We start from the raw sequence: 19,055 nt of genomic DNA on the forward strand, positions 1-19,055 counted from the left end.
GCATGCGCACACTTCTTGCTTCCTTTGCCCTTGTGTCCCTGCTGGTTGGCGGGCAGGCCGCCGCAACCAAGGCGCCGACGAATGCCTACTGCTACATCGGCTGGCCGAACGACGGCCAGGTGCTGCAAGCCGGGAAGCCGTTCCGCGTGTGGTTCGGCCTGCGCCACATGGGCGTGGCGCCGAAAGGCGTGGCCTTCGAGAACACCGGCCACCACCATCTGCTGATCGACACCGATTTGCCGCCGGGAGGTCAGCCGATTCCGAATGACCGCAACCATCTGCACTATGGCGCGGGCGAGACGGAAACGATGATCGAGCTCCCGCCCGGCAGACACACGCTGCAGTTGTTGATGGGGGACGAGAATCACGTGCCGCACGAGCCGCCCGTCACCTCGAAGAAGATCACGATCACCGTCAAGTAGACTGTATGGAAGCGAACGCCCCTTTTGCCGACACGCTTGACTCCGCCAGCGATCCGGTGCGGGCCTATATCGAATGGGTGGGGGCGAGCACCCCGGGGCCAGCCGTGTTCCCCCTGCATGAAGAGGCGGTGTTGGGGCGCGACAAACAGGATGCGTTGGCCTCCAACCGCTACATCTGCATCCTTGACCCGACCATCAGCCGCCGCCATGCGCGCATCCGGCGCCGCGGCGCCAATTATTTCGTGGAAGACCTCCACTCGCGCAACGGCACCTTCGTCTGCGGCGAACGCCTGGCGCCCGGCGCCTGGCACCTTCTGCGCGACGGCGACGAGCTGGCGCTGGCCTCGGCCCAGCTGGTGTTCCACTCGCTGATGTTGCCCGAGGACGGCGGCTCCACAACCGTCATCACGCGCTCGGTCGACGCGACCCGCTTCGCGCCCGTGGTCGATGCCGCCCATGCCGGACGGGGCGAGCTGGAAAAGACCGTGCACCAGCTGCACGCGATGGCGCAGGTCAGCATCGCCCTGGGCGCGGTGACCGACCAGGAGACCCTGGTCGAAAAGCTCATGAACTTCATTTTCGACCTGTTCCCGCTGGCCGAGCGCGCCTTCATCATGCTGTGCGGCGCCGAAGGAGATTCGCCGCGGCCGGTCGCCGCGCGGCGCCGCGGCGGGAAAGCCGAGGATCCGTCCCAGATGCGCATCTCGCACACCATCGTCGACCAGGTGTTGGTGAAAAAGCGCGCGATCCTCTCGGTCGACACCCTGTCCGACCGCCACTACGCCGCGCACGCATCGATCGTCGCGCAGGCGATCCACTCGGTCATGTGCGTGCCGCTGATCTTGGGTGAGGAGGTACTGGGGCTGATCCAGGTCGATACCTCGTCCGATCCGCGCGCCTTCCAGGAAGCCGACCTCGAAATCCTCAGCGGCGTCTGCGCCGAAACCGCGGTGGCGCTGAAGAACTTCCAGCTCTACTCCAGCATCAAGGGCTTGCTGGACGGTTTTGTCTGCGCCTCGGTGCAGGCGATCGAGGAGCGCGACCCGGTCACGGCCGGCCACTCCTTCCGCGTCGCCACCTACGCCGAGAACCTGGCGCGCGCGATCGAGCATGCCGGGGACGCGAGCCTGCGCCGCGCCGCCTTCACCCAGGCCCAGCTGCGCGAGATCCGCTACGCCGCGCTGCTGCACGACTTCGGCAAGGTGGGCGTACGCGAGCACGTACTGCGCAAGGAGAAAAAGCTGCACCATGCCGACATGCGCCTGCTCGAACAACGCTTCCGCTACGCGCGCGCCTGCCTCGAGCGCCATGCCTGGGGCGGCCTGGCGCGGCGCCACATGCAGGAGGAGCTGGGCATGTCGGCCTTCCGCCGCGAAGCCGAACGCATCGAAGCCCAGATCGAGGAAGAGGGCGCGCGCCTGGACGCCTTCTTCGCCGCCATCGTGCGCGCCAACGAGCCCTCGGTCTCGCACACGGAACCCGTGCGCGAACTGGCGGCGATTCGCGACCACGCCTGCCACGGCACCGGCGAGCCGGGTTTCAGGCTGCTCAGCGAGGACGAATTCGGCGCACTGAACATCGGCAAGGGCTGCCTGACACCGGACGAACGGCGCCAGATCGAGGCCCACGTGGCCGACTCCTACTCCTTCCTGATCCTGATTCCCTGGACGCGCGAGCTGGCCGGGGTGCCGGCGATCGCCCACGGCCACCACGAAAAGCTCGACGGCTCGGGCTACCCGATGGGTTTGAAAGGGGACGAAATCAGCATCCAGACACGGATCCTGACCATCAGCGACATCTACGATGCGCTCACGGCGCGCGACCGGCCCTACAAGGAAGCGGTGCCGGCCGAACGGGCGCTCGACCTGATCGCGGAGGAATGCCGCATCGGCCACCTCGATGCGCGCCTGTTCAAGGTCTTCGTCGATTCCAGGGCATGGGAGGTGCGTGCGGGAGTCAGTCCATGAAGGCGCGCATTGTTTTCCCGGTCGTCCTCGTCGGGCTGCTGTCCGGCTGCCCGGACGTCAGCATGAAGCCCTACCGCCAGCCCGAGACGCCGGGCAAAGGGGCCTGGTCGAACCAGAAGGATTTGCCGGTGGCGCCGAGCGAGATGATCGCGCCCGACTGGTGGAAGGGCTTTCGCGATCCCTACCTCGACGGCCTGGTCGAACGCGCCCTGCGCGCCAACTTCGACCTGAAGATACTGGCCGCACGCATCCGCGTGGCGAGCGCCGAGATCGGCGAAGCACGCGCCGGCGCCTTGCCGAGCCTGGATGCCGGCGCCGGCGCCAGCTTCGAGAAAAGCACCGGCCAGAAGTTCAGCAAGCAGTTCAATCTCGGCACCCAGGTCAACTGGGACATCGACATCTGGGGCCGCGTGGCCAAGGGCGTGGAGGCGCAGACGGCGGAGTTTCGCGCCACCGAGGCCGACTGGCGCGCCGGCTACCTGACCCTGGTCTCGGACGTCTCGACGACCTACTTCCAGATCCTGCAGTTCGACGAGCAGATCCGCCAGCAGGAGCAAACGCTGGAAAAGAACCGCAACATCCTGGTCACTTTCGAGGCAATGATGGGGCAGGGCCTGCTGCCGCAGACGCGGGTGCTGCAGCAGCGCGCCGAGATCAACCGCATGAGCACCGACCTGATCGAGCTGCGCCGCCTGCGCGCCCTGGCCGGCAATGCGCTGTCCACGCTGCTGGGCATTCCGGCGGGCGAATTCACGGTGCCGCCGGGCGCCCTGCAGGGGCGCGTGCAGCTGCCGCTTGTCCCCGAAGGCCTGCCTTCGCAGCTGCTCAAGCGCCGTCCCGACATCGTCGCCGCCGAGTACCGGGTGCTGGTGTCCTACGACCTGGTCGGACAGGCCAAGCTGGCCCAGCTGCCCTCGGTCAGCCTGACGGGACGCGGCGGTACGGCCAGCTTCGCGCTCGGATCGCTGCTGAAATCCTTCACCTTCGGCCTGCTCCCGTCGATCAACTTCCCGATCTTCGACCCCAGCGTCAAGGCGCGCATCAAAACCTCGGAGGCGCAGACCGGGGTGGCCGAGAACGAGTACCGGCGCGTGGTGATGGCCGCCTTCGAGGAAGTCGAGAACGCGCTGGTCAACCTCGACGCGCACCGGCGCCAGCGCGAGGAGCTGCAGCAGCAGTCGGAACGGCTGGCGGTGGTCGCGGCCCAGGTCCAGGCGCAGCTGAAGGAAGGCATGGTGTCGCAGCTGGAGGTGTTCGAGGCCGAACGCACGCTGCTGGCGTCGCAACTGGCGCTGCTCGCGAACCACCAGCAGATCCTGTCCGATACGGTAACGCTCTACAAGGCGCTGGGCGGCGGCTGGCCGGCGGTGGATGTGCGCAATGCCGCCGACACTTCCGGCCGGAGCAGGCCGTGATGACGCTCGGTGCGATGCTCGCCGACCCGCGTTCGGCCCAGGCCAGCCGGCTCATGATCGTGCTCGTCCCGGTCTCGCATCCGGAACTGGCGCCGATCCAGATCCGCGACAACCTGTTCGCCATCGGCCGCCTTGAAGCGCCTTTCGATCATTACCCGGAAGGCCTGGCTGCCGACCTGTCGCGTCGCCACGCGCGGATCTTCTGCGAACATGGCGCCGTGTATTTCGCCGAACTGGGAAGCAAGAACGGCAGCAGCGTGAACGGCGCTCCGGTCCGGCAGGGCATCGTCGCGCTGCAGGACGGCGACTTGCTCGGACTCGGCAAGACGCTGTCCTACCGGGTGCAGTTCGAACGCGCCGCGGTGCAGCCGCACGCCCGGCTGGCCAGCCTGACCCTGCTGCCGGAACACGGCGCAAGCAGCCTGCAGCCGATCGTCGTCACCGAGTTCCCCTTCCTGGTCAGCAAGGCCGACGACACCTTTTCGCGCTACCGCGATTCCGACGCCTCGCAGGTGAACTACCTCTCGCGCCGCCACGCCCACATTTTCCTGAAGGGCGGAGAGCTGCACATCGAGGACCTGGGCAGCACCAACGGCACGTTTGTGAACGGGATCCGCCTCGACGAGCATGCGGTGGCGCTGGCCGATGGCGACCTGCTCGCCTTCGGCGGGCGTCACTTCGTCTACCGGGTCGCGCTGGCCTGGGAAGCGCCGGCGCGCGACCCGACGCTCACGCGCCTCGGCGCCGTGAAGCCCGCACCGATGCTGGACGCGGACCGCACGACATTTGTGGCGGCGGCCGATTCCTTCCTCGATATCTTCTGCGTCGACGCGGCGGCGCCGGGAGCCGAGGCAGCGGATGCGCCAGTCGAGCCGCCCTCAAGCGAGAAGGCCCAGCCGCCGCAGGGCATGCTGGCCAGCCTGTACGCAGCATTCGGTGGCGAGCAGCGGCCCGATGCGCTGCGGCTGCGACGCTGGGGCTTGGCGGCGCTCGCCTGCGTGGCCGTGCTGGCCGGAGCCTTATTCGCCATCGGCCGCTCCGAGCGCGAAGCGGAGCGGCTGATGGACGCAGGCGCGTATGCCCAGGCGGCCGTGGTCGCCGGTGACGCCCTGGCAAACGATCCCGGCGACGCGCAGCTGACGGCGCTGCACACGGAAGCGCTGCTCAAGGCGAACGTGCCGACCTGGATGGCCGCGCTCAAGGCCGGCCAGTTTCCGCGCGCCGCGCAGCAACTGGCCGGCATGCGCAAGCAGGTGCGCTACAACCCCGGTCTGGCGCCGCTGCTGGACGAACTCGACTGGATGCTGAGACTCGAAACCTTCGTCGCCGCCCGCGGCGGGGCGCAGGTGCCGGTGCGCGACGCGCAGGACGGCGCCCGGATCGCGCAGATCCTGCGCCAGTGGGAAGAACAGGGCGAGGCGCACCAGCGCGCCTTCGAGATCATCTCCGCCCACGTACCGGCCTTCCGCGACGCCTATGCCGACGCGCTCAGCGACGTGCGCCGGCTGGCGCTGGCCAGGAGCGGATCGTGAAGCGAGATCTCTTCAAGCCACATACGCTGACGCCCCTATCCGAAGCGCTGGAGGAGCACAGCGCGGAAGGCATCTCGATCCTCACCGCCGACCCCTGGCGTTTTACCCGGGCGCTGGTGTACTCGATGGTCGCCCTGGTGCTGGCGGGCCTGGTCTGGTCCTTCTTCGGCCACGCCGACGTGCTGGTCACCGCCAACGGCACCCTGGCGCCGGCCTCCGAAGTGCGCCGCCTGTACGCGCCGATCGATGGCGAGCTGTCCAACATCTACATCGCCGAGGGACAGCCGGTGAAGGCGGGCGACGTCGTGGCGCGGATCTATGCGCGTGGCGCGATCGAGGCGGCGCGCAATGCGCTGGAAGCGCGCCTGAAGCTCGAGGACGCGGAGCGCGAGTGGAAGGAATTCCCCGAGAAGAAGGCGCTCCTCGAGCGCAACGCCGCCGCGCTGCGCGAAGCGGCCGCCGTCGAAGAGCGCCAGCACCAGCGCCGGCTGGCGGAGGGAACGAGCCAGCTGGCCCAGGGCCAGAGCGCCCAGCAGCAGGAAGCGCGCACCAACGTCGAGGACGCGCGGCGCGCCCGCGATGCGGCCAAGCTGGAGGCGGACAAGTTCGCGCGCCTGTTCGCCCTGCCGGGCGGCGGCGGGGTCTCGCAGTTGCAGGTGGAGGGCAAGAAGAACGCGCTGGAGGCGGCGGAGAACGCGCTGCGGGTGGCGCAGGCGCGCAGCACCGAGCTGGCGGCCAGGCAGAGCCTGGAGACGACCCAGGCGCGTTCCAGCCTGGAGACCAGCGGCCAGGAACTCGACAAGCTGCGCCTGCAATCGGCGGCCGCCGACCGCGAGGTGGCGAACGCCGAGGACAAGTTGCGCCTGCAGGTACAGACTGCGCGCCTGGTCGCCGACGCCGCCGCGCGCATCAAGTTCGAGAATATCGACAAGGAGAATTTCCTGCGCATCGTCGCGCCGGTGGACGGTGTGATTACCGACGTCACCTCGACCCAGCCGGGCGACAAGATCCAGGCGAATGCGCCGCTGGGCGGCATCGCGCCGAAGAACGCCAAGCCGATCCTGAAAATCGAGATCGCCGAGCACGACCGCGGCTTCCTGCGCGAAGGCCTGCCGGTGCAGATGAAGTTCAACGCCTTTCCCTACCAGAGATATGGCCTGATCCGCGGCACTTTGCAATTCATCTCGCCGGCCACCAAGCCTTCGCTGCAAACCAAGCAGCCCGTGTACGAGGGACGCGTGTCGCTCGACCGGACCCAGTACACGGTGGGCGAGACGGTTTATCCGCTGCGCTACGGGATGACGGCGGTAGCGGAAATCGTCGTGCGGGAGCGCAGGATGATCGACCTGGCGCTGGATCCGTTCAGGGATATTGGCGGGTGAGGGAAAACGTCGGACCGGCTTGCGCCAATGTCGGTGTGTGCTCCGTCTCGTCCTTGAGTTCGACCCCGCTGAGTTGACGCCTGCGCGCTTCCTGGAGCAGGTAATGCAGCTTGATTGCCGCGTCCTGCACGGCCAGGCCGGCCGGCCGCACGTTCGAGATGCAGTTGCGGCGCTCGTCGGTCAGGCCCACACGCGGTGCCCAGGTGAGATAGAGGCCCATGCTGTCGGGCGAACTCAGGCCCGGCCGCTCGCCGATCAGGACCACGACCATTCTCGCCTTGAGCAGTTCGCCGACCTCGTCGCCGATGGCGACGCGGCCTTGCTCGACGATGCACAGCGGCGCCAGGGTCCACTTGTCGTGCGCCAGCCGTGAATGCAGCGCCGCCAGGAAGGGCGTGGCGTTCAGTTCGATGGCCAGGGCGGAGAGGCCGTCGGCGACGACGATGGCTAGGTCGTAATCTTTGGTGTGCGGGGCCAGGAGGGCGCGCGACGGTGCGTCCAGGCGGCGGCCGAGATCGGGGCGTTGCAGGTAGACGTTGCGGTTCTCGGCCGCGCTGTGCAGACACAGCGGTTCACCAGGCCAGGCTGCCGCCAGTGCCGGCGCCAGGCTGGCCGTGTCGAGCGCCTGGTGCACGGCGTCGCGCGCACGCGCATGGGCCAGCTGGAAGTCGAGCTGGACCTGAGTCGGCTGGCTGATGCCGGTGTGGCCGAGGGCGATGCGCGCGGCCGTGAAGCGGCGCAGGGCTTGCCATGGATCGGGAGGGATGATCATGGAGGCTCCTCAGGTCAGCTGCGCCAGCGCGCGCTGGAAGGGGGCCGGCAAGGTGCGTCCCAGTTGCACCTGGCCGTCGCCGATAAAAATGCCCATGCCGCGCAGCCAGGCGTCGAACTCGGGCGCCGGCTGCAGGCCGAGCGCGCGGCGCGCGTACAGGGCGTCGTGGAAGGAAGTGGTCTGGTAGTTCAGCATGATGTCGTCCGCGCCCGGCACGCCCATGATGAAGCTGCAGCCGGCCGTGCCCAGCATCGTGAGCAGCACGTCCATGTCGTCCTGGTCGGCCTCGGCGTGGTTGGTGTAGCACACGTCCACCCCCATGGGCAGGCCGAGCAGCTTGGCGCAGAAGTGGTCCTCGAGGCCGGCGCGCGTGATCTGCTTGCCGTCGTAGAGGTATTCCGGGCCCATGAAGCCGACCACTGAATTGACCAGCAGCGGTTCGAATGCGCGCGCGACGGCATAGGCGCGCGCTTCGCAGGTTTGCTGGTCGAGGCCGTGGTGCGCGTTGCTCGAGAGTGCGCTTCCCTGGCCGGTTTCGAAGTACATCAGGTTCTCGCCCATGGTGCCGCGTCCCAGCGACAGCGCCGCCGCGCGCGCTTCGGCTAGCAGGGCCAGGTCGATGCCGAAGCTGGCGTTCGCGGCCTGGGTGCCGGCGATCGACTGGAACACCAGGTCGACCGGGGCGCCCCGCTCGATCGCGGCCAGCGTATTGGTCACGTGGGTCAGCACGCAGGACTGGGTCGGAATGGCGTAGCGGCCGATGATCTCGTCCAGCATGGTGACCAGCTTGACCACCTGCGCGACGTTGTCGGTGGCCGGGTTGATGCCGATGACGGCGTCGCCGCAGCCGTACATCAGGCCGTCGAACAGGCTGGCGGCAATGCCGGACGCATCGTCGCGGGGATGGTTCGGCTGCAGGCGCGTGGACAGCGTCCCGGGCAGGCCGATGGTATTGCGAAAGCGCGTCACGACGCGGCATTTGCGGGCGACCAGCACCAGGTCCTGGATGCGCATGATTTTCGAGACGGCGGCCGCCATCTCGGGCGTGATGCCGGGGGCGAGCCGTGCGAGCGCAGCGGTGTCGGCCTCGTCGCCGAGCAGCCAGTCGCGCAGGGCGCCGACGGTCAGGTGGCGGACGGGGGCGAAGGCGTCGTCGTCGTGGCTGTCGACGATCAGGCGCGTGACCTCGTCAAGCTCGTAGGGCACGACGGCTTCGTTGAGGAAGGTGGTCAAGGGCAGATCGGCCAGGGCCATCTGCGCGGCCACGCGTTCCTCGCTGCTGCCGGCCGCGACGCCGGCCAGGTAGTCGCCCGAACGCGCCGGCGAGGCCTTCGCCAGCAGCTCGCGCAGGCTGGCGAAGGTATAGGTGTGGCTGGCGACACGGTGGGAAAACTGGCTCATGGCGCGCTCCGCTGTGCTTGCACCATATTGGTGCATCCAAGCTGATGCCGCGACTCGGCATCAGCTGGAATCCTGCCACATTTTCAGTCACTGCGCGAAGTCGCTGTCGCCGGGAATCGTGGCCGGATAGCCGGAGATCGCGCGTGCCGCCTGCATGCCGCTCATGACCGCCGCTTCCACGCAGCCGGAATCGAGCCCAGTGCGCAGCCAGTCGCCGGCCAGGAACAGGTTCGACAGGCCAGAGCCGGCGGTACTCAGCCGATATGCGCTGCTGCCCGCCACCGACAGCACATAGCGTTCGGACGGGTCGACATTCGCGCGCCAGTACTGGCGCTCCATGCGCGCGATGCCGCTCGCCTGTTCGGGATCGGCCAGCCACTGCCACGGAAAATCGGGACGCGCCTCGGGCCAGAGTGCGCCGATCCGATTGCTGAACAGGTCGAGCGCGTTCTCCCGGGCTTGCGCGGTGGCGCGCGCCGGAAAGCCGGTGTCGGACCGCGGTGGCATGTCGGGCAGGGCCATCGCGCCGCAGAAGTACTGGACGCTGGCCGGTGCCGCCGCTGCCGGCCAGTCCTCGGCGGGCAGCACCTGGCTCATCGCCGCCCAGGTGTCGTAGGGCTGGCTGAAGTTGGTGACGATCGGTTCCTCGCCGTTCGGTGCGAAGGTCCAGCCCAGCTCGCGCGTTGGCCGGGTGAGCCAAATTTGGCAGGCCTGGGTCGGCACCGAGCGCAGGGCCGCGGCGGCGTCGCGCAAGGGACTGCTCGCGGCCAGCAGGGCCGGCGCCGTCAGCGCCAGCGAGGCCACGGGCAGGCCGCAGACGAGATGGTCGAAATCGCGTCCGCGCAGCAGGGTGCGCTCGGGCAGGCCGGCACCGAAGGCCTGCCGGTGCAGCTGCGGCCAGTCGCTCCACCAGGACTCGAGGTCGACCCCATGCTCGCGCATCACCGCCGCCTGGGCCGGATCGATCTGATCGAAGTCCGGCGCGCTCGGCCAGCACGGCAGACCCTTGACGGATACCAGCGGGCGATAGCTGCCCTCGCGGAGCTCGGCCTGCCTGGTAAGGCGCACCATGTCCACCGCACCGTCGGCATCGGGCAGCATCGCTTCCACGCGATGGAAGAACTCGAAGCGCACGCCGCGCGCGGCCAGCAGCTCGTACAGGGGCGCGAAGACGGCATCGCCCATCCCCGCCTGCATCCGGTAGAACACGCTGCCGCGGTAGGCGAAGGACATGCGCATCATCCAGCGCAGCGCGGTGCCGGCTTCGATATTCGGCCGCGCCGGATCGCCGTCTTCGAACGCGAACAGTTGCGAGTACATGGCCGCCACCGGCGCCGAATCCACGCACAGTTCCGGGTCGCCGCCGTGGCGCCGCAGCCAGGCGCGCAGGTCGAGGTCGTTGATGGCATCGAAGCCGCGCGTGAAGACGCGGTCGGCCAGCATGCCGCGGATGGTCGTGATGCCGATGCTCAGGCCGATCAGCTTGCGGCGCGTGGCGTCGTCGTCGATCAGGGAAGGCGTGGCGGGTAGCTCGCGGCCGGCGCGTTCCAGCAGCGCCAGCAGGCGCGCGCGCTCGGCATCCGTGTGCAGGCCGGCGTCGCGCGGCAGCGCATGCGCGATGCCGGCCGCCTCATCGAGTGAGTTCCCCAGCGCAAGCGAGCCGGCCCGCAGCTCGCTTTGCCAGCGCCGCAGCCAGGTCAACGCTTCCAGGGCCATCTGCCAGGGCGTCACCGGATCGCTCCCGGTACCCGGTTCGCCGGGCCGCTGCGGCAGCACCAGGTGCCAGGGGCGCCAGTCCTCGCCCACCGCTTCGGCCAGCACGAGGTAGTCGTGGGGCCGGAAGGCCTGGTCCCAGGTCGCCAGCGGCGCACCAAGGGGGCGTGCCAGTTCGGCGTACACCGCGCGGATCATGGCGAAGGCGTGCGCGTAGAAGCCGAACCAGATGTGCAGGCCGTACTCCTCGATGCGCTGCCCCAGCCGCACGTTGCGCCCGCTCGCGCCCTTGCCGCCGAGCCGCCAGCCCTGCTGGTAGACCGTAATCTCGTAGCGCTCGCGCCAGCCGGGCTGCGCGCTCAGGTAAAAGGCCGCCGCCATCGATGCGGCGCCACCGCCGAGGATGGCGATTTTCTGTGCCTGGGCCATGGTGATCCTCCCTATGGATTGGTCCAATAAACCAGTCTAGGGAAGCGGATCTACCGATGTGTTCGCCAAGATCAAGGAAGCGCTGTCAAGCAGCGAGCCAGTGCTCCAGCGCGTCGATCACCACTGCATCGTTCGGATGGATTGCCACCTGCCGGAGTTGCGCCAATGGAACAAGATGCACCGCCTGCGACTCCCAGCCCATGCGTGCCGGGGTGCCGCCGACGCGGCGCGCGACGTAGTAGCGGGTGTGGGTTTGGGTCCGTGTCGCGTCGAGCAGGAAGCCGACGATGCGGATCTGCAGCCCCGACTCTTCGTAGGCTTCGCGAACGCTGGCGCAGGGCAGGCTGGTGCCGGGATCGACGCGGCCCTTCGGGAAGGTCGCCGCGTAGCCGCCGAAGCGGTTCGATGGTGCGACCAGCCATACGCGGCCGTCGTCTTCCAGGATTACCGCGCCCGCTGCGGCCGCGTAGCCGGGCTTCAGGATGTAGCGCGGCTCGTCCAGGTCAGGATAGACGGCGCAGGCGCTCCATTCCTGGCTCGTGGCCGGCGCATCGTCCCAAGGTGAGAGCGGAATGCCGTTCAGTACCGCGGGCAGGGCGCCGCCGGGGACGACGGTCGCGACCTGGGCCGGATCATCCCAGGCGGCAAGCGAGGTCGGCGTGGAAGGCTGGCGGATCACGACGGCGTCGCCGTCGTCGTTGGGGAAGGGGTGAAAGGTGGGCATAGTTCGCGGGCTCACGCCACTTCGAGACGGCCGAAGAAGCCGTACTGCAGGCTGGCGGCGATGCGCCGCGCCGCCGCCATGAATCCTTCCGCCACCTCGGGCTGGAACAGGCGCCGCACGTGGCTTTCGAACAGGCTTAGCCAGCGCCGGAAGTGCTCGGGCTCGATGCCCTGCAGGGCCATATGCTTGCCGTAGACATTGCCCTTGAATTCGGCGCTGGAGAGCATCACGGAGCACCAGAAGTCGACCATGCGGGCCAGGTGGGGCTCCCAGTGGTCGCCGATGGCGGTGTCGAAGACCGGTTGCAGCAGGCTGTCGCGGCGGATGTCGGCGTAGAAGTCGTGGACGAGAGTGGTGATCGCGTCGCGGGTGGGTTCGGTATACATGATGCAGTGTGTCAAGCAGGGATGAGGCAAGCTTACCGGGAGAGTGCGATGGTCCGCGCTCCCAACATCGGCATTCTCTCATGGCATAATCGCATTCGGCGCCAAGCGCGCACTTTACGTCAACAAAGAAAGACATCCATGGTCCTCGAAAGCGCCGAACTCCTGATCAAACCCGGCATGGAAGCCGAATTCGAAGCCGCCGCGCGCCTGGCCACGCCGCTGTTCCAGCGCGCCCGCGGCTGCGCAGGCATGCAGCTCCAGCGCGGCATCGAGAATCCGCGCGCCTACCGGCTGCTGGTGCGCTGGCAGACGGTGGAGGACCATAACGTCCACTTCCGCGGCAGCGAGGATTTCCAGGAGTGGCGGCGGCTGGTCGGGTACTGCTTCGATGGTGCGCCCAGCGTCAGCCACCTGGAGACGGTGCTCGAGGGCTTCTAAGTCATGTGCGTGAATTATCGTCCGCCCACGCCCGAGCAGTTCGGCACGCTGGGCGCCTTTAGCGATTTGCCGAAGGACTGGCACTGGCCGGAGGAGACCTGGAAGGATTACGTTGCGCCTATCCTGCGCCGTGACGCCCACGGCCGGCTGGAAGCGCGCCTGGCGACCTATGGCATGGTGCCGCGACGACGGATTCCGCCCGAGGTCAAACCTTTCGATACGATGAATGCGCGCGCCGAGTCGATCGGTGAACGGCGTTCGTTTGCGCTGGCCTGGCGCCGGCTGCAGCTGTGCGCGGTGCCGATGGCGTGGTTCTATGAGCCATGCTACGAGAGCGGGCGCGCGGTGCGGCATGGGATCGGGATGGCGGACGAGTCGCTGTTCTTCGTGGCGGGCTTGTGGCGCGACTGGCCGGAGGAGGATGGGACGGCTTCGACTTCGTTCACGCAGATTACGATCAATGCGGATGAGCATCCGCTGATGAAGCGGATGCACAAGCCGGAAGATGAGAAGCGGTCGCTGGTGATTTTGCCGCGGGATGAGGTGGATGAGTGGCTGGGATGTACGGATCTGGAGGTGGCGCGCAGCTTTTTGCGGCATTATCCGGCGGAGATGATGCGGGAGTGGGCGGCGCCGAGTGCGCCGGTGCGCAAGGCGCCGGCGCTGTCACTCAACCTGGAGCTGTTCTAAATAGATCGCGAATAGCCCACGCTGACTACCGCGTGGGCATGCCCACCCTACAAAACCCGATGCGGAACCGCATCGGATTCTTCTCGTCAACCTGCGCGACGGATCTGGATGACGTTGGCCGGCGCCTTGAACTGCTCGACCAGGCGCTTCTGCTCGTCGCGTACCTTCTCCAGGTTCGCCAGCTTGACGTGCCCATAGCCGCGGATCTTCTCCGGCAGCTGCGCCAGCTTCAACGCCGCCTCGCGGTTATGCAGCGTCAGGTTCGATGCGAAAGTCTGCACCAGCGCGATGTAGTCGTCGCGCAGCGCGCGCTCGGTGCGGCGCTCGTCGGTGTAGCCGAACAGGTCGAAAGGCGTCGCGCGCAGGAACTTCAGGTGGCGCAGCACTTCGAAGCCCTTCATCATCCAGGGGCCGAAGCTGCGCTTGGCGGGGATGTCGGTGCCCGGGCGCTTCTTGGACACCAGCGGCGCGGCCAGGTGGAACTGTAGGGTGTAGTCGCCGTCGAACTGCTCGGCGATCATCTTTCGGAAGGCCGGGTCGGCATGCAGGCGCGCGACTTCGTACTCGTCCTTGTAGGCCATCAGTTTATAGAGGCTGCGCGCCACCGCGCGGGTGATCGGCAGCTTCGAGGTGTCGCCTGCCACCTCGCGCTCCTTGCGCTCCACGGCATCTACCAGCTCCACATAGCGCTGCGCATACGCGGCGTCCTGGTAGGCCGTCAGCTGCTCGCGGCGGAAGGCCACCATCTCTTCGAGCGACTTCGGCGCGGCGAACTGGATGATCTTCGCATCCGAGCGCTTCAGGCGCGCCAGCGCGTCCTTGTCGGCGGCCAGCACGCGGCCGACGGTGAAGGCGCGCTTGTTCATGTCGATCGCGACGTTGTTCAGTTCGATGGCGCGCATCATCGCCGGCAGGCCGACCGGGATCAGGCCGAGCTGCCAGGCATAGCCCATCAGGAGGATGTTGGCGACGATCGAGTCGCCCAGCACCTCGAGCGCCACGTCCTGCGCGTTCAGCACGAAGGTGCCGGCTTCGCTGCCGGAGGCGCGCAGCTTGGCCAGCAGTTCTTCCTTCGGCACGATGGCGTCCGGATTGGCGGTAAAGTCGGCGGTCGGGATCTCACGCTCGTTGGCCACCACGCGGGTGACCTCGCGCTGCATCACCGCCAGCGCGTCCGGCATCGCGGCCACGACCAGGTCGCAGGCGAGGATGGCGTCGGCCTGCTGCAGGTCGATGCGCACCTGGTTCAGGTGCGCCGGCGAGGCGGCCAGGCGCACGTGCGACATCACGGCGCCGCCTTTCTGGGCGAAGCCCATGAAGTCCAGGGTCGAGGCGCCTTTGCCTTCCAGGTGCGCGGCCATCGTGATCAGGGCGCCCACCGTCACCACGCCGGTGCCACCGACGCCGGCGACTAGCATCTCGAACGGGCGCGCGAAGTCGTGCCCTGCGGGCAGAGGATGCTTGGCGAGGATCGCTTCCAGGTCGGCCAGCGTGATCGTCGCCGCGGCAGGCTTACGCAAGGTCCCGCCCAGCACCGATACAAAACTCGGGCAGAAGCCTTCGACGCAGGAATAATCCTTGTTGCAGGAGGATTGCTCGATCTGGCGCTTGCGGCCCAATTCGGTTTCCAGCGGCAGGATCGACAGGCAGTTCGACTGCACGCCGCAGTCGCCGCAGCCTTCGCAGACGGCCGGGTTGATCACCATGCGCTTCGCGGGATCGGGGAATTCGACGTGGCCGTTCTTGTTCTTCTTGCGGCGGCGGCGCTTCTCGGCGGCGCAGGTCTGGTCGTAGACCAGCACCGTCACGCCCTGCATCTCGCGCATCTGGCGCTGGATGGCATCGAGTTCGCTGCGATGGTGCACCTCGACGCCTTCGGGCAGCTTGATGCCTTCGTATTTCTCCGGCTCGTCGGTGACGACCACGGCGTGGGCCGCGCCTTCGCTGACGACCTGCTGCAGGATCTGCGGCACGGTCAGCTTGCCGTCCACCGGCTGGCCGCCCGTCATGGCGACCGCGTCGTTGTACAGGATCTTGTAGGTGATGTTGGTGCGGGCGGCGATGGCCTGGCGGATGGCCAGGTAGCCGGAGTGATAATAGGTGCCGTCGCCCAGGTTCTGGAACACGTGCTTCTCGTTCGTGAAGCGCGAGGCGGCGACCCAGGGCACGCCTTCGCCGCCCATCTGAGTCAGGCTGACAGTCGAGCGGTCCATCCAGGTCGCCATGAAGTGGCAGCCGATGCCGGCCAGGGCGCGGCTGCCCTCGGGGACCTTGGTCGAGGTGTTGTGCGGGCAGCCCGAGCAGAAATAGGGCGTGCGCTTGACGCCGTCGCCCTTGTTCGACAGGGCCTCGGCCTTGCAAAAGCTGGGCAGGTGCTGCTCCAGCGCCAGCGCCGGGAAGCGCGGCGCCAGCCAGTGAATCAGGGCCGGCGCGATGCGCGAAGGGCGCAGCTCGCCCAGGGCGGAAAGCAGCGGTGCGCCATCGAGGCGGGTCTTGCCGAGGATGGCCGGGCGCGATTCGGCCGGCAGGTTGTAGAAGGCGCTTTTCAGCTGCTCTTCCATGACCGCGCCTTTTTCCTCGACCACGAGGATCTCTTTCAAGCCTTGTGCAAAGGCGAGCAGGCGCGTGCGCTCCAGCGGGTAGGTGAGGCCGGGCTTGTAGATGCGCACGCCGAGTTCTTCCAGGCGCGATGTGGAGAGGCCCATGCGCTCGAGCGCTTCCATCAGGTCGAGATAGGCCTTGCCGGCGCTGATGATGCCGACTTGCGCGTTCGGTGCGGCGACGACAGTGCGGTCGATCGAATTGACGGCGGCGAAGGCGGCGACGGCGCGCAGCTTTTCTTCCAGGCGCGCTTCGAGTGCGAGGCTGGGAAGGTCGGGCCAACGCATGTGCAGGCCGTCCGCTGGAGGCACATAGTCGGGCTTGGCGGCGAAGGGAGCCGGCAGGCCGGCTTCGATGACGGCGCCGCCTTCCACCGTTTCCGAGATCGCCTTGAAGCCGACCCAGTTGCCGGTGAAGCGCGACATGGCCCAGCCGTACAGGCCGAAGGCCGTGTATTCCTCGATGTTCGCGGGATTAATGACGGGCATCGACCAGGCCATCATGACCTGCTCGCTCTGGTGCGGCATCGAAGAAGAGACGCAGCCGTGGTCGTCGCCGAGCACGACCAGCACCCCGCCGAGCGGCGAGCTGCCGTAGGTATTACCGTGCTTGAGTGCGTCGCCGGCGCGGTCCACGCCCGGTCCCTTGCCGTACCACATCGCGAACACGCCATCGACCTTGCGCTGCGGGTCGGCGCCGACCTGCTGGGTGCCCAGCACGGCGGTGGCGCCCAGCTCCTCGTTGATCGCCGGCAGGAATTCGATGTCGTGTGCCTGCAGCACCTTGCTCGCGCGCCAGGCTTCCTGGTCGACCGCGCCCAGCGGCGAGCCGCGGTAGCCGCTGATGAAGCCGGCGGTATTCAGGCCGGCACGTGCGTCCATGCGCTTTTGCATGATGGCGATCCGCAGCAGGGCCTGGGTGCCGGTGATGAACACGCGGCCGTCCTCGCACACGAGGTTGTCGTCGAGGCGGTAGTCGGGATAGACGAGGCCGGCTGGCTGCTGCGGATTGAAATGCTTCGGGATGTCTCCCATGTGATCTCCAGTATTTTTTCCTTGTGCGGACGCGCGCGTGCGCCCGCGGGGCTGGAACCATCTTATTGAATTCGTCAGAATTAATTTGCCGGTTTTTGCTTCCGTGGGGCTAGAATAGGCAAACCATTTCTAAACCGGCAGAAAAAATGGCAAATCCTACCCTCGACAAGCAATCCATCAAGATCCTGCGTGAATTGCAGGCCAACGGCCGCATTCCCTCCGCCGAGCTGGCCGAACGGGTGGGGATGTCGACCTCTCCCTGCTGGCGGCGCCAGAAGGAGATGGAGGAGACCGGTGTCATCGAACGCTATGTCGCACTCGTGAATCGGAGGAAAGTAGGCTTGTCGGTGATCTGTTTCCTGCACATCTCGCTGACCGGGCATACCGAGGGCACCGTCAAAACCTTCGAGGACGCGATGAACGTGCGACCCGAAGTGCTCGAGTGCTACGAAGTCACCGGCACTTTCGACTACACGGTCAAGATGGTGTTCTCCTCGATGGACGATTACCACGACTTCCTGCACAACGTACTGGTCAAGCTGCCCGGCATCTCGCAGATCAATACCAGCGTCGCCCTGCGCGAAGTGAAGTACGAGACGGCTTTACCGCTCTAAATTTTTGCCCCGCTGTGTTTCCCATTGCACGGTTCCGAGGGGATATTTACGCGACACTGGCGGCAACGGGCCAAGGAGGCGCGCATTCACATGGAGAACAACACGATGTCCGCATCAACAGTCACCGTGGAGCAGGGCATCCACATCGCCGGCGTCGGCCGCTTCCAGTACCGGCTGTTCCTGATCTTCGGCCTGGTGTGGATGGCCGACGCCATGCAGGTGCTGTCGATCGGCTTCAGCGCGCCCTCGATCGCGAAGACCTTCGGTGTCAATGTCCCGCAGGCGCTCGAGACCGGCACCCTGTTCTTCGTCGGGATGCTAATCGGCGCCTTCGGCTTCGGGCGCCTGGCCGACCGCATCGGCCGCCGGCCGGTCCTGATGGCAGCGGTGCTGGTCGATGCCTGCTTCGGCGTGGCGTCGGCCTTTGCGCCCGATTTCACCTGGCTGCTGGTGCTGCGCTTCCTCACCGGGATCGGCGTCGGCGGCACGCTGCCGGTCGATTACACGATGATGGCCGAGTTCCTGCCCGCCGAGCGGCGCGGGCGCTGGCTGGTGCTGCTGGAGTCCTTCTGGGCGGTCGGCACCATCCTGCTGGCCGTGCTGGCGCTGATTGCGCTGCGCTGGGGTGACGACGCCTGGCGCGTGATCTTTTTTGTCACCGGGATTCCGGCCCTGGTCGGGGTCGTGCTGCGCCTGTCGATCCCGGAGTCGCCCATGTACCTGAACCGCAGCGGCAACGCGGAAGGCGCGCGCGCCGTGCTGGAGCGGATCGCGCGCGTCAACGGCACCGATGCGGCCATCCCGGCCTTGCAGCCCGAGCATCCCGTCAAGCGTTCGCTGGCCGCGCTGTTCGACGGCAGCCTGCGCCGGCGCAGCGTGGCCCTGTTCCTGGCCTGGGCGCTGATCTCGATCGCCTATTACGGCGTGTTCGTCTACCTGCCGGTGCGCCTGAGCGCGGAAGGTTTCGGCTTCATGCGGGGGCAGGAATTCCTGATTTTGCTGGCGCTGGTGCAGCTGCCGGGCTTTGCGCTCTCGGCCTACGGCGTGGAGCGCTGGGGTCGCAAACCGACCCTCGTCGGCTTCCTGCTGCTGAGCGCCGTGGGCTGCCTGTGCTACAGCCTGGGCAGCACGACGCCGGTGGTGGTCGGCTCGACCCTCCTGATGAGTTTTGCGCTGCTGGGCACCTGGGGCGCGCTGTACGCCTTCACCCCGGAAGTCTATCCGACCGAGCTGCGCGCCAGCGGCATGGGCACGGCAGGGGCGGTCGCGCGTTTCGGCGGCCTGTTCGCGCCCGCCATCGTCGCGCCCGTGATGGCGACCCGGTTCACGCTCGCGCTGGCGATGCTGGCCGCCTTCCTGGCCGCGGGAGCGGTGGCGATCCTGTGCGTGGACGTCGAGTCGCGCAACCGCGCGCTGGAGTAAAAGGACCTTGGTCGCAATGGCGATGTTGATTATATAATTGACATATCGGCTAGAAGGGCGGGGCGGCCGACACCGTGTCTGCCATAGGCGGAACCTCGTCCAACACATCCAGT

The 19,055-nt window shown here is 67.4% G+C and carries 15 protein-coding genes; 9 read left to right on the plus strand and 6 right to left on the minus strand.

The features are described from left to right. Positions 1-2: 2 nt before the first annotated feature. The 5 genes from C2862_RS05820 to C2862_RS05840 are packed head-to-tail and all read left to right on the plus strand — an operon-like array spanning position 3 to position 6,718. Entirely contained in the window at positions 3-422 is a 420-nt protein-coding gene (locus tag C2862_RS05820) for a DUF4399 domain-containing protein (protein ID WP_136219168.1), read from the plus strand. A 5-nt stretch (positions 423-427) separates the two neighbouring features. After that, positions 428-2,389 carry an HD domain-containing phosphohydrolase gene (locus tag C2862_RS05825; protein WP_229467307.1) on the plus strand — a complete coding sequence of 654 codons (1,962 nt, stop codon included), beginning with the start codon at positions 428-430 and terminating at the stop codon, positions 2,387-2,389. Next, positions 2,386-3,804: an efflux transporter outer membrane subunit gene (locus C2862_RS05830; protein ID WP_229467308.1), complete on the plus strand. Its 1,419-nt coding sequence runs from the start codon at positions 2,386-2,388 to the stop codon at positions 3,802-3,804. Before C2862_RS05825 ends, C2862_RS05830 begins: the two co-directional genes overlap by 4 nt. Further along, positions 3,804-5,336 carry an FHA domain-containing protein gene (locus tag C2862_RS05835; protein ID WP_229467320.1) on the plus strand — a complete coding sequence of 511 codons (1,533 nt, stop codon included), beginning with the start codon at positions 3,804-3,806 and terminating at the stop codon, positions 5,334-5,336. Before C2862_RS05830 ends, C2862_RS05835 begins: the two co-directional genes overlap by 1 nt. After that, entirely contained in the window at positions 5,333-6,718 is a 1,386-nt protein-coding gene (locus tag C2862_RS05840) for an HlyD family efflux transporter periplasmic adaptor subunit (protein ID WP_210735894.1), read from the plus strand. Before C2862_RS05835 ends, C2862_RS05840 begins: the two co-directional genes overlap by 4 nt. Here the strand turns inward: C2862_RS05840 and eutC are convergent. From eutC to C2862_RS05865, 5 genes are all read right to left on the minus strand, one after another. Further along, positions 6,699-7,490 (minus strand): ethanolamine ammonia-lyase subunit EutC, encoded by a 792-nt coding sequence (gene eutC, locus C2862_RS05845; RefSeq protein WP_136219171.1) that lies wholly within the window; start codon positions 7,488-7,490, stop codon positions 6,699-6,701. The two genes, C2862_RS05840 and eutC, sit on opposite strands and share 20 nt — an antisense overlap. Positions 7,491-7,499: 9 nt before the next feature. Next, complete coding sequence (locus tag C2862_RS05850) at positions 7,500-8,891, minus strand: ethanolamine ammonia-lyase subunit EutB (RefSeq protein WP_136219172.1); 1,392 nt, start codon at positions 8,889-8,891, stop codon at positions 7,500-7,502. A gap of 87 nt (positions 8,892-8,978) precedes the next feature. Continuing rightward, positions 8,979-11,033: an NAD(P)-binding protein gene (locus C2862_RS05855; RefSeq protein WP_136219173.1), complete on the minus strand. Its 2,055-nt coding sequence runs from the start codon at positions 11,031-11,033 to the stop codon at positions 8,979-8,981. An 85-nt stretch (positions 11,034-11,118) separates the two neighbouring features. Continuing rightward, complete coding sequence (locus C2862_RS05860; RefSeq protein ID WP_136219174.1) at positions 11,119-11,757, minus strand: NUDIX hydrolase; 639 nt, start codon at positions 11,755-11,757, stop codon at positions 11,119-11,121. An 11-nt stretch (positions 11,758-11,768) separates the two neighbouring features. Beyond that, positions 11,769-12,143 (minus strand): group III truncated hemoglobin, encoded by a 375-nt coding sequence (locus tag C2862_RS05865; RefSeq protein ID WP_136219175.1) that lies wholly within the window; start codon positions 12,141-12,143, stop codon positions 11,769-11,771. 138 nt (positions 12,144-12,281) lie between these two features. Here C2862_RS05865 and C2862_RS05870 point away from each other — a divergent pair, with 138 nt between their 5' ends. Further along, complete coding sequence (locus tag C2862_RS05870) at positions 12,282-12,581, plus strand: antibiotic biosynthesis monooxygenase (RefSeq protein WP_136219176.1); 300 nt, start codon at positions 12,282-12,284, stop codon at positions 12,579-12,581. A gap of 3 nt (positions 12,582-12,584) precedes the next feature. Next, positions 12,585-13,271 carry an SOS response-associated peptidase gene (locus tag C2862_RS05875; RefSeq protein ID WP_136219177.1) on the plus strand — a complete coding sequence of 229 codons (687 nt, stop codon included), beginning with the start codon at positions 12,585-12,587 and terminating at the stop codon, positions 13,269-13,271. Positions 13,272-13,357: 86 nt separating this feature from the next. Here the strand turns inward: C2862_RS05875 and C2862_RS05880 are convergent, their stop codons facing one another. Then, positions 13,358-16,906 (minus strand): indolepyruvate ferredoxin oxidoreductase family protein, encoded by a 3,549-nt coding sequence (locus tag C2862_RS05880; RefSeq protein ID WP_136219178.1) that lies wholly within the window; start codon positions 16,904-16,906, stop codon positions 13,358-13,360. A 146-nt stretch (positions 16,907-17,052) separates the two neighbouring features. Here C2862_RS05880 and C2862_RS05885 point away from each other — a divergent pair, with 146 nt between their 5' ends. Further along, positions 17,053-17,520, plus strand: a complete 468-nt coding sequence (locus C2862_RS05885) for an Lrp/AsnC family transcriptional regulator (RefSeq protein WP_136219179.1) — start codon at positions 17,053-17,055, stop codon at positions 17,518-17,520. Between the two features lie 105 nt (positions 17,521-17,625). Then, positions 17,626-18,942, plus strand: a complete 1,317-nt coding sequence (locus tag C2862_RS05890; protein ID WP_136219180.1) for an MFS transporter — start codon at positions 17,626-17,628, stop codon at positions 18,940-18,942. Positions 18,943-19,055: the final 113 nt, after the last annotated feature.

This window comes from Massilia sp. Mn16-1_5, from assembly GCF_004798585.1.
Taxonomy (GTDB): Bacteria; Pseudomonadota; Gammaproteobacteria; order Burkholderiales; family Burkholderiaceae_D; genus Telluria.